General features: G+C 30.2%; 13 protein-coding genes. 4 read left to right on the top strand and 9 right to left on the bottom strand.

The window, feature by feature from the left end:
- Window positions 1-48 precede the first annotated feature (48 nt).
- The 9 genes from atpC to NPA13_RS01975 form a co-directional block, all read right to left on the bottom strand.
- Entirely contained in the window at window positions 49-468 is a 420-nt protein-coding gene (gene atpC, locus NPA13_RS01935) for an ATP synthase F1 subunit epsilon (RefSeq protein WP_257088725.1), read from the bottom strand.
- Window positions 468-1904 carry a F0F1 ATP synthase subunit beta gene (gene atpD / locus NPA13_RS01940; RefSeq protein ID WP_257088727.1) on the bottom strand — a complete coding sequence of 479 codons (1437 nt, stop codon included), beginning with the start codon at window positions 1902-1904 and terminating at the stop codon, window positions 468-470. The genes atpC and atpD overlap by 1 nt, the downstream gene beginning before the upstream one ends.
- A 19-nt stretch (window positions 1905-1923) precedes the next feature.
- Window positions 1924-2781, bottom strand: a complete 858-nt coding sequence (gene atpG / locus NPA13_RS01945) for an ATP synthase F1 subunit gamma (protein ID WP_257088729.1) — start codon at window positions 2779-2781, stop codon at window positions 1924-1926.
- 5 nt (window positions 2782-2786) lie between these two features.
- Complete coding sequence (gene atpA, locus NPA13_RS01950) at window positions 2787-4367, bottom strand: F0F1 ATP synthase subunit alpha (protein ID WP_257088731.1); 1581 nt, start codon at window positions 4365-4367, stop codon at window positions 2787-2789.
- A gap of 3 nt (window positions 4368-4370) precedes the next feature.
- A complete protein-coding gene (gene atpH, locus NPA13_RS01955; protein WP_257088733.1) occupies window positions 4371-4931 on the bottom strand; it encodes an ATP synthase F1 subunit delta in 561 nt (186 codons plus the stop codon).
- A 62-nt stretch (window positions 4932-4993) separates the two neighbouring features.
- Window positions 4994-5539 carry a F0F1 ATP synthase subunit B gene (gene atpF, locus NPA13_RS01960; protein ID WP_257088735.1) on the bottom strand — a complete coding sequence of 182 codons (546 nt, stop codon included), beginning with the start codon at window positions 5537-5539 and terminating at the stop codon, window positions 4994-4996.
- A 5-nt stretch (window positions 5540-5544) separates the two neighbouring features.
- Window positions 5545-5847 (bottom strand): ATP synthase F0 subunit C, encoded by a 303-nt coding sequence (atpE, locus tag NPA13_RS01965; RefSeq protein ID WP_257088737.1) that lies wholly within the window; start codon window positions 5845-5847, stop codon window positions 5545-5547.
- 19 nt (window positions 5848-5866) lie between these two features.
- Window positions 5867-6646 (bottom strand): F0F1 ATP synthase subunit A, encoded by a 780-nt coding sequence (locus NPA13_RS01970; protein WP_257088739.1) that lies wholly within the window; start codon window positions 6644-6646, stop codon window positions 5867-5869.
- Between the two features lie 20 nt (window positions 6647-6666).
- Entirely contained in the window at window positions 6667-7122 is a 456-nt protein-coding gene (locus NPA13_RS01975; protein WP_257088741.1) for a hypothetical protein, read from the bottom strand.
- Window positions 7123-7443: 321 nt separating this feature from the next.
- Between NPA13_RS01975 and NPA13_RS01980 the strand changes: the two genes are divergently transcribed.
- The 4 genes from NPA13_RS01980 (at window position 7444) to NPA13_RS01995 (ending at window position 11732) form a co-directional block, all read left to right on the top strand.
- Window positions 7444-7788 (top strand): hypothetical protein, encoded by a 345-nt coding sequence (locus NPA13_RS01980; protein ID WP_257088743.1) that lies wholly within the window; start codon window positions 7444-7446, stop codon window positions 7786-7788.
- A gap of 273 nt (window positions 7789-8061) precedes the next feature.
- Complete coding sequence (locus NPA13_RS01985; protein WP_257088745.1) at window positions 8062-8664, top strand: DDE-type integrase/transposase/recombinase; 603 nt, start codon at window positions 8062-8064, stop codon at window positions 8662-8664.
- Window positions 8665-8913: 249 nt separating this feature from the next.
- A complete protein-coding gene (locus NPA13_RS01990) occupies window positions 8914-10482 on the top strand; it encodes a type I restriction-modification system subunit M (RefSeq protein ID WP_257088747.1) in 1569 nt (522 codons plus the stop codon).
- Entirely contained in the window at window positions 10482-11732 is a 1251-nt protein-coding gene (locus NPA13_RS01995; protein WP_257088749.1) for a restriction endonuclease subunit S, read from the top strand. Before NPA13_RS01990 ends, NPA13_RS01995 begins: the two co-directional genes overlap by 1 nt.
- Window positions 11733-11900: the final 168 nt, after the last annotated feature.

Below are 11900 nucleotides of genomic sequence, written 5' to 3' on the forward strand. Positions count from 1 at the left end.
TTTTTATATCAAGTGAATAATAAAAGCAACCTAAAAAGGTTGCGAATATTATTTATTGAATAAATTGTATGCATCAATTTTAAAAAGAGCTTTTTTAAGTTTAGACTCTAATTTTGTTTTGTTTACTGAATCATTGTGTGAAGCTTCTTCGATTTGTTTAATAAGTTTATCACGGTCACGAAGCGCTCTTTGGACATCAATGTTTTTAACATTGATAATATCATCTGTTATGATTGATACTTTTTTCTCATCAGCATATACAAGACCACCACCGATGTAGCAACGAATTTCTTCACCATTTTCAGGTTTAATTGATAAGTTGCAAATTTCAATGTTTGAGAAAAGTGGTGTTCTATTAGCTTGAAGCCCGATGTAACCTGATGCTGTTTTTAATGTAACAATGTTTACATCACCTTCATAAAATACACCTGATGGTACTGTGATTAATAAATGAGTTGTATTATTCATTATTTTTTATCTGTTGATGATTCAGTTGAAATGTTATTTTCTTCTTGATATTTTTTGTAACGTTCAATAACATCATCAATGCTTCCAGCATATCTGAACATTTCTTCTGGAAGGTTATCTAATTCACCTGAAAGAATAACTTTGAAACTTCTAATTGTTTCAGATAATGGAACATATCTACCTTTAATTCCACTGAATTTTTCGGCAACTGTGAAAGGTTGAGATAAGAATTGTCTAATTCTTCTTGCTCTGTTAACAATTTTCTTATCTTCTTCAGATAATTCACCCATCCCTAAGATTGCAATAATATCTTGAAGTTCTTTAAATCTTTGTAAGATTGCAACAACTTCTTGAGCTGTTTCATAGTGTTCATATCCAACAATTAATGGATCAAGTAATCTTGATGAAGAGTTAAGTGGGTCAATAGCTGGATAAATCCCAAGTGCTGCTGTTCCACGGTCAAGAACTGTTTTAGCGTCTAAGTGAGTGAAAGTTGTAGCAGGTGCTGGATCAGTTAAGTCATCAGCAGGTACATAAACAGCTTGAACTGATGTAATTGAACCTCTACGTGTTGAAGTAATTCTTTCTTGAAGCGCACCCATTTCTGTAGCAAGTGTCGGTTGGTAACCAACAGCTGACGGCATACGCCCTAAAAGAGCAGAAACCTCTGAACCAGCTTGTGTAAATCTAAAGATGTTGTCGATGAATAAAAGTACGTCTTGATTTTGTTTATCTCTAAAGTACTCAGCCATTGTAAGACCTGTAAGAGCAACTCTCATACGTGCCCCAGGTGGTTCGTTCATTTGTCCAAATACAAGTGCAGTTTTATCTAAAACTCCTGCAGCTTTCATTTCATAGTAAAGGTCATTTCCTTCACGTGTTCTTTCCCCAACTCCAGCAAATACTGAAAGTCCATTGTGCTCTGTAGCTATGTTGTTAATAAGCTCTTGAACAAGAACCGTTTTACCAACTCCAGCTCCACCAAAAAGACCAATTTTTCCACCCTTTGCATAAGGAATAAGTAAGTCAATAACTTTAATTCCTGTTTCAAGTACTTCTGATGAAGTTTTTTGTTCTTCATAAGAAGGCGCTGGTGCGTGGATAGGATCTCTTTCAATTTCTTTTGGTAAAGGTAAGTTGTCAATTGGGTTCCCTAAAACGTCAAACATTCTACCTAAAACAACATTTCCTACAGGTACAGAAATTGGTGCACCTGTGTCAGTTACAACCATTCCTCTTTGAAGCCCATTTGTAGAAACCATTGAGATTGTACGAGCTGTATCATCTCCAATGTGTTGAGCAACTTCGAATGTGTAAACTTTTCCATCATGTTCTAATTCAACAGCATTAAGTAAGTGAGGTAATTTTCCTTCTTCAAATCTAACGTCCACAACTGGACCTAAGATTTGAACGATAATTCCTTTGTTTTTTACCATTCATTCCTCCTTATTTTAATTAAGTAGCATCTGCACCAGCTACAATTTCATTGATTTCTTGAGTTATGTTACCTTGACGTTTTCTGTTAAATTGTAATCTTAACTCATCAACTAAGTCTGTTGCATTATTTGTAGCATTTTCCATAGCATTACGTCTTGAAGCGATTTCTGAAACTTTTGAACCTGTAGCAAGTCCATAAACCATACTTGCTAAGTAAAGTGGAATTGAGTTTTTAAGCACCACTTCTGAGTTAGGCTCAAATTCAATTGTGTTTTTAGCTTGCACACTAGCGTTTTCAGATTCAATGTCTAGTGGGAAGAGTTTAAGTTTTTTAGCTTCCTGTGTAATGTTGTTAATAAATTCTGTGTAATAGATGTAAATGTTAGCAACTCTTTTGTTTGAATATTCTTCAAAAGCTTTTTTAGATACAACAGAACTAAGTTCATAAGAGATTTTATCTCCTAATTCTGTGTATTTAGAAATGACTTGTTCATCATATTTAAATGAATGTAATAGAGCAAGTCCTTTTCCTCCAAGCACAATGATTTTGTCGCTTGGTTTAAGAGTTTCTTTAAGTAATTTAACGATATTAGTATTGTATGAACCACATAATCCTAAATCAGATGTGATGATGATGTGCAAATCAGAATCAACATTAGTGTTTTTAGGAAAAATTGAGTAAAACTCTCTTGGCTCAACGTGTGATGCTAATTCTCTAAACATTTCGTTTAGTGAATTTAAATACGTTTCAATACTTTCAAATTCAGTTCTAATTCTACGTAATTTAGCAGTTGATACTAATTGCATAGCATTAGTAATCTTTTTGGTATTGTTAATTACATTAATTCTATTTTTAATTGAATTTAAGTTTGCCATTTTAATTATTTAAGTAAGTCATTGTATTTTTTAGGAAATGCTTTATGCAACTTAGGATCATAGTTAGGAATTGTAGCGATGATGTTTTGTACTATCTTAACTAATACTTTTTCTGTTGTTTGGTAATCTTCAGGTGTGAATAAACCTTTTGAAGCAATGTTTGAGAAAAGTTCCATACCTTCAGCTGTTTTGTTTACAAGTGCAATAACGTTATCTCTGTATTCTTTGATGTATTCTTTTGGAAGTGGGTTAATAATTCTTTCTTTAACTCCTAAAAGAATAATAGCTTGTGTAACTTGTGGAATCGCAAAGTATTGTTCTTGTTTTAAAAGTTCATATACTTTAGCACCGTGTTCTAAAATTGATTTAGTTGACTCATCAAGGTCTGAACCAAATTGAGCAAAAGCTAACATTTCGTTGTATTGAGCAAGTTCAAGTTTAAGTGAACCAACAACTTGCTTCATAGCTTTAATTTGCACAGCTGAACCAACACGAGAAACTGAGAAACCAATATCAACAGCAGGTCTTTGTCCTGAGTTAAATAATGATTCTTTTGTGAAAATTTGACCATCTGTAATTGAAATTACGTTAGTTGGAATATAAGCTGAAATATCCCCTTGTTGAGTTTCGATGATTGGAAGTGCAGTAATTGAACCTCCACCATTTTCTTTGTTAAGTCTAGCTGCACGCTCTAAAAGTTGAGAGTGTAAGTAGAAAACATCTCCAGGGTAAGCTTCACGACCAGGTGGTCTTCTTAAAAGAAGTGAAAGCGTTCTATATGCAACTGCGTGTTTTGATAAATCATCATAAACAATTAATACGTCTTGCCCTTGAGACATTCAGTATTCTGCAATAGTAACTCCTGTATATGGAGCAATGTATTGTTGTGGAGCTAATTCTGAAGCTCCTGCAACAACTACTGCTGTGTAATCAAGCGCACCAAATTCATTAAGTTTGTTAACGATTTGCGCAACTGTTGAGTTTTTTTGCCCTATTGCTACGTAAACACACTTAACGTTTTTACCTTTTTGGTTGATGATAGCATCAATAGCCATAGCTGTTTTACCAGTTTGACGGTCACCGATGATAAGCTCTCTTTGACCTTTACCGATTGGAATCATTGAGTCAATCGCAATAATACCTGTTTCAAGTGGTTGGTTAACTTCTTCTCTAGTCATAACACCAGGAGCAATTTTGAAGATTTCACTTTTAATTGTTCCTTGAATTTTACCTTTACCATCAATTGGTTCTCCAAGGGCGTTAACAACTCTACCTAAAAGAGCATCACCAACATTTACGTCAATAACTTGACCTGTTCTTTTAACAATATCTCCTTCAGAAACAGAGTTAGCATCACCAAATAAAGCAACTCCAACTGTTTCTTCTTCAAGGTTTAAAGCAAGTCCATAAACACCGTTGTCAAAAACTACGATTTCGGCGTTTTTAACCTTTTGAAGACCTGATACAACAGCAATACCATCACCAATTGAGATAACTTGACCAATTTCTGATCTGTCAGCTACTTTACCAATGTTTTGAATTCTTTCTTTAATGATTGCAGAAATATCATCTAATTTGATAGCCATAAATTACACCTCCTTTTCTTTTTGTTTAAAAATAATTTCGTTTTTGATTTTGTTTAAGTCGTGTAGTATGTTCATTTCAATAACTTCGGTTTTAGACACAATTCTAAATCCACTAATAATATTTGGGTTAATTACATTGTGAATTTCAATTGTACGTCTTGTAACTTTTTGAAGTTTGTCGTTGATTTGTTGAAGTTGCTCATCACTTAATGGGAAAGCTGATTCAACTACTACATAACGAATTCTTAATGCATCATTTGATAACTTTAAATATTCAATGATGATGTTTTTTAATTGAGACACCATTTTTCTTTGAACTATAACTTTAATAGAGTTAATTACAATATAGTCAAATTGATTTTTATCAAAAGCCATATCGATTGTTTTGAATCTTTCAGCTTCAGGAATTAAGTCGTTTCCTAAATATTCGATAAAACCTGGAATTGTGTCAATTAAATCTTTAACAGCCTCAAATTGAGGTTGAATTAATTTAAATTTATCTTGTTTTTTGACCAAGTCATAAATTGCTACTGCATATGCAGATGTATTTCTTTTTTTGTACATAATAAAATCTTAAAAGTTTTGCTATTTTACTTTTATAGTAGTTATATAGCTGTAAAAGTTAATTACTCACTTGATTCAAGATAGTTTTTAATAATTTCATCTTGAGTTTGTGGAGAAATTTCTTTACGTAAGATTTTCTCTGCTAATTCTGTAGCTACTTGGATTACATATTTTTTAGCATTAGCATCAAATTCTTTCTTTTGCAACGCTATATCTTGGTTAGTTTCTTCAAGTAATCTATATGACTCTGCTTTTGCTTTGTCAATATAAGTTTTAGAAACTTCACCAGCTTTTATTTTTGCTTTGTTAACAATGCTATCTGCTTGCTTGTGAGCTTCTTTAAGTTTTTCGTTTGCATCGTTTAAAACTTGTAAGCTGTCTTCTTTTTGTTTAATAGCACTGTTGATATTTTCTTGGATGAAATTTGTTCTATTTTTCATCATCTTTTTAACTGGTTTATATAAAAGATATGTAAGTAATAAAAACACAATTAAAAAAGCGATGATAGTAGCAATCATCATTGGAACACTTGGAAATAGTCCATTGAATTTTTCTTGGACTTGTTGATTCAATGATTCTTGCTTAAGATAAATTAAATTTTGAACCATAGTTATTATTTAATGAACATTAATAATAAAGCAATAATAAATGCATAAATAGCAGCTGTTTCAGCAATACCAACACCGATAATTAACATTAAACGGATTTTTGATTCTGCTTCAGGATTTCTTCCAACAGCTTCTGCAGCTTTACCAGCAGCATAACCTTGACCGATACCTGTTCCTAAAACACCGATTGCAGCTAATCCTGCACCAATAGCAACAAGACCTGATTTGATGTCTCCACCATTTTGTGCAGCTGCTTGAGTAGTGTTATTTGCAGTTTCTTCTAAAAATTTTGTTACTGTTTCAATCATAATTAATCCTCTTTTCTATTTAATAAATTGCTTGTGATAATTGTGAATTAAGGTTTTTGTTACTTCTTACAATTTTTGATTTACCTTTTTTAAGTTTTTTAGGTTTAACTTCTTCTGCAGTTGACTCAATTGTTCAGTATACAAGTGTTAAAAGTGAAAATATGTAAGCTTGTAAGGTAGAGCCGAATAAGTCAAAATAAAAGTGTAGTGCAGGTGATAAAATCAACCCAAAGAAGAATTGTTGATTACTTGACCCTGTTACTTTTGTCCATATTCATCCACAGAATGAATAAAATAAGAAAATAACTGTAGATCCTCCTATAACATTTCCATAAATACGAAAACTAAGAGAAATAAGAGGAGATACTTTACCAGGTAAATCAAGTGGGTTGATAAATGATTTTAGATATCTTCACTTACGGTACACTGCGCCACAAACAAAGATACCAAGTCAGCTCATTAAAGCTAATGTTAACGGAACTGAATAAGATGTTACGATCGGTTCTAAACCAAAGACAGCTGTAAGGTTACCAATTAGAATAAAAGTAGCTAAAGTCAAAATATAGTATCTTGAATTTTGCACTTGTGTTCCACCAGTTGCATCATCAAAAGTTTTGTCAATGAATTTAACATAACCTTCAGCAATGAGTACTACACCTTTCGGAGCTTCATTTGGTTTAATCTTTGATACTTTGAAATAGACAACTAAACAAATAATTAGCACTATAAAAACAGTAACTACAAGCGATAACATTTGTGGTTGATTTCAAACTCAAAGACCTTTTAAAAATGTATCCATCCTGCTCATCTCCTTTCTTTTTAGTTTCTTATTTTTTTATTAACTATTTCTGTGATGATAATCACAAAAATATTAGTTAATATTCCTCCAGCAAATGCAAAGAAATTAAATGGTTGATCTAATACTTGCAATACTGAATATTCGGTAATCTGCATTTGTTTTAAGTACTCTGTATTAATAAAAAACATTAAGTACACAATAGCACCTAAAATTAAGAAAAATAAAACTGATTTTAAAATCGATAAAGCATACAATTTTGTTTTTTTATTTCTTAGAAATAAATACGCAAAAAGTCAGTTTAATTTAAATAAAAAATAAATTAGTAGACCACCTAATGCATACCCAAAAAATAGACCACGATTAATTCCTATAAGAGATAAAAATACTACAGAAATTAATAAAAAAAAGATTGCAAATATAAAAGTATGCATTTGCATATATGTCATTTTTTTTATAGCCTTTTTAATTGGTAGCATGTTTCTATTTTAATACTTTTAGAAAGTTATATCACCTTTTTTGTAATATTTTTTTAGGTTGCTAAAATTGGCGAAATAAGCTACTAAAACAACAAAAAAGAACCCATAAAATCGAATATTTAGTGAGGTTGTAAATCCACATACTTGAATTTTATGAGTTCTTCATTTTAACAATACAAAACAAGTGTGTTAATTCTTAACTTCAAACAAAGGTGGTTTTGTTTTTATAAAGGAGTTTGATTATAAACTAGGACAAGAAAAGTAGACAGAAAATAAAAAACTGTCTACTTTTTGTTTACAATAAGAGAAAGGATTTTACAAATGGGTAAACAATTGAAACATTATGAATGATTAGATCTATTCAAATGAATAGAAAATTGAGAATACACAAATGAATATGAATACAAATTTGCATCTTATATTTCAGAAAAATATAATAAGGATTACTTTAAAGAAAATGTTAGACGTAGAATTTGAAATAAATTTAGAGAATATCAAAAAGACGAAACTGTAATATTTTCAAAAACAGGAACAGCTCCTAAAAAGGAAAGGGTTCTGGAAGACCTAAAAGAAACCTATTGAAACGGATGATTCAATGATTGAAGAAATGACTGATGAGCAAAAGAATGAATTCATAAAAATTATGCTTGAAATTTTCAGAGATAATAAAATGGAAATTGATTGAAGCAAAATCAAGAAATCATCTTCTGTTACAAATAAACAATTTATATATTTTTAGGAATACCAAAATCTACTTTTTATAAGAAAATTTCGCAATTCGATAAAGAAGTCTCTCAAAAGACTGAAAATGAAGAATTACATTCAATTGTCAAAAAGGCCTTTTATGAAAATAAAGGTCGTTTTGGTCGTTGAAGATTGAGCATTTATATACTAAAAGTATATAAAATAGACATAAATTACAGAACATTGGGAAGAATAATGAACAAATTAAATCTAATTTGTGTAGTTAGGCCAAAACGTAAAGTCAGAGAAATCAAGAATACAAATGTTAAGATTAAAGATCTTGTAAATAGAGATTACAATGGGATTACAAATAATATTATTGCGACAGATGTTTCATATATAAAAGCACCAAACGATATAGATGAAAACCACGTTTATCTTTCAGTTGCAATACATCATAAAACAAAGAAAATTTTAAATTGAAACTTATCAAGAAGAAATGACACAGATTTAGTTATTTCACACATCAAGGATATCAAGTTTAAAAAACCTTGAATCCTTCATTCCGATCACGGATTTCAATATTCATCATCTAAATATCTCGATGTAGTTGTCAAAAACAATGGTAATGTATCTATGGGTAGGGTTGGAAATTCATTAGATAATAGGGAAGTTGAATATTTCTTTTCAAACATTAAATCTGAGTGTTTAAACTTTGTAAATTACAAAACAATTTGCTTTGATAAACTCAAAAACATTATCAAAGATTACATTGAATGATATAACAATGAAAGATTTCAATCTGTGTTAAATTGAAAAACACCTCAACAATGTTGAGATGCTTTGAGTTTTTTATAAATTGTCTATAAGACTTGTCCTAGTTTACCTAGTTTATTTCTTTGTTTTTTTTTTTTTTTTTTAGAATAACTTTAAATGACAAAAGTTATCAATTTATTATGAAAGATAGTTATACGAACTGACTAAGTGTTAAATAGTTTTTTAAATAAAAAATCAACACCAGAATAACATATATCTAGCATTAAAATATAGAATATTTTAATATAATTTAAAATAACAACAATTTAGGTGTAAATGAAAGGGATTACTATGGACAATACAAAAGAAACACAAAGAGCTGAATTGCATAAAACAATTTGAAACATCGCTGATCAATTAAGAAGTCAAGTTGATGGATGAGAATTCAAAAACTATGTACTTGGAACACTTTTTTATCGTTTTATCTCAGAAAGTATCACAAGATATGTAAATACCATTCAGCACGAAAGTGGTGATTTAGAGTTTAATTATGAAGCTTTAAGTGATGACGAAATTACTGACGATATAAAAGAAGCTATTATTTCTGCAAAGGGGTTTTTCATTTACCCATCACAACTTTTTACAAATGTTGAAGCTAATGCAGTCAACGATGAAAACTTAAATGAAACACTTGAAAATATCTTTAAAAACATTGAAAATTCTGCAAAGGGTCGTTCAAGTGAAGGGGACCTTAAAGGACTTTTCGAAGATTTTGATGTTAACAGCAACAAATTAGGAAACACAGTTTCAAAATGTAACGCTACATTAAGAGCACTTCTTACAGGTGTTAAAAAAATGCAACTTGGAAACTTTCAAGACAACACTATCGACTTATTTGGTGATGCATATGAGTTTTTAATTTCTATGTATGCACAAAATGCAGGTAAATCAGGTGGTGAATTTTTCACTCCACAAGAAGTAAGTAAATTACTTTTCAAACTTGCTCTTGGAAATAGAACTGAAGTTAGAAAAGTTTATGATATGTGTGCTGGTAGTGGTTCTTTATTACTTCAATCAGTTAAAGTGCTTGGAAAAGACAACATTAAAGAAGGTCTTTATGGACAAGAAATTAATGTTTCTACTTATAACTTATGTAGAATCAATATGTTCTTACACGATATTAACTACAGTAAGTTTAAAATCATTTGTGATGACACATTAACTCATCCTGGTTTAGATGAGGAAGAACCATTTGATGTAATCGTTTCTAATCCACCTTACTCAATTAAATGAGAAGGCGATGCTAATGCAACATTAATTGCTGACCCTAGATTTGCACCAGCTGGTGTGCTAGCTCCTAAATCTAAAGCTGACTGAGCATTCGTCCAACACGCGCTTCACAAACTTTCAGCAGACGGTACAGCTGCAATTGTTTGTTTCCCTGGAATTATGTATCGTGCCGGAGCTGAAGCTAAAATCAGAAAATACTTTGTAGATAACAACTTTGTTGATGCAATTATTCAATTACCAGACAACTTATTCTATGGAACAAGTATTTCAACTTGCATCCTTGTAATTAAGAAAAATAAAACAAGCAATGAAGTTAAATTCATTGACGCAAGTAAGGAGTTCATTAAAATTGCAAATAACAACAAGTTAACCGATGAAAACATTCAAAACATTATCAATTTATACAATTCAGACGAAGATAAAGTAAATGTCCTTAAAATTGTTAGAGCTGAAGATATAGCAAATAATAATTACAGTCTTTCTGTAAATACTTATGTTGAAAAAGAAGACACAAGAGAAGTTATTGATATTAAGAAGTTAAATCAAGAAATAAAAGAAATTGTTGCTCGTCAAGCTGTTTTACGTAGTGAAATTGATAAAATCATTGCTGAACTTGAAGGAGAAGAGTAATGAAGTTATTTGAAGAGTTATTAAATTCTTTAGGAACTGAAATAAAAAAATTATCATTATCAGATATAGCAACAATCAATAATGGTAAGTCAAATAAACAAGATAAACTTGAAAATGGTAAATACAGATTGTTTGTTAGATCTAATAAAGTTTTATGAACAAACCAATATCAATATGATGATGAATCAATTTTTATACCTGGAGAAGGTATAAAAGAAGAAAACATTTTATATTTTAATGGTAAGTATTCATTACATCAAAGAGTTTATAGGATTAATGTAAAAGACAAAGATTTAGTCAACACCAAATATCTTTACTATTACATAAAAAGTAAATTTCTTAATTATATAAATAAAGTATGTATCAAATCAACTGTTATATCTTTAAGAAAACCAATGATTGAAAAATTTAAAATTGTTCTTCCTAATATAAATGTTCAAAACAAAATAGTTGAAATTCTTGATAAATTTACCGAGTATTCAACGGAGCTGAAAGCGGAGCTGAAAGCGGAGCTGAAAGCTAGATCCACACAGTATGAATATTACAGAGACAAATTGTTATCAAACAACAATTTGTGAAATGACATTAATTTTTTTAGCAAAAAATTAAACGAAATCGCAGAAGTCTCAAACACAGGTATAGATAAAAAAATATTAGAAAATGAAAAAAGAGTTTCAATTTTAAATTATCTAGATGTTTTTAACAACAATGAAATAAACAAAGCGATTCCCGGAATGGTTGTTAGTGCAAGTGAGAATGAAATTGAAAAATGCAATATCTTAAAGGGCGACATATTTATAACACCATCTTCTGAAACGATTGCTGAAATAGCAAAAAGTGCAGTGGTCTTAGAAGATTTAGAAAATTGTTTGTATAGCTATCACATTTGTAGAATAAGATTGTTTAAAAACAATTTAGTTACTTCCAAATTTTTAAACTACTATATCAATTCTTCTTTAACAAAAAAATACTTTACAAAAAAAGCAAAAGGCTCTCAAAGATATACAATATCAAAAAAAGATATCGAAGATTTAACAATTTGCTTACCAAACCTTAACACTCAAGAGAAAATAGTCAAAGTTCTTGATAATTTCGAAGCTATTTGTAAAGATCTTAAAATCGGTCTCCCATCAGAAGAAATAAAAAGACAACAACAATATGAATTTTATAGAAACTCTATCTTTGAATATCTTGAAACTAATTCATTTGAAAAATTAATGAGAGAGAGAGAGAGAGAGAAGATAACTTAACCACAGGTTTAATTAAGTTAATTCAATATATCTTTGATCAAACTATTTCATTAAAATTATCTAAACTAATTCAATTTACAAATGGATTTAACTTCCTAACAAATGCAAATTTTGATGATAGCAAACCTGCAGCATCAATCATAAAAATAGCAAACATTGACAAAAACA

Origin of the sequence: Mycoplasma sp. 2045 (genome assembly GCF_024582715.1) — a bacterium.
Taxonomy (GTDB): Bacteria; Bacillota_I; Bacilli_A; order Mycoplasmatales; family Metamycoplasmataceae; genus Mycoplasmopsis.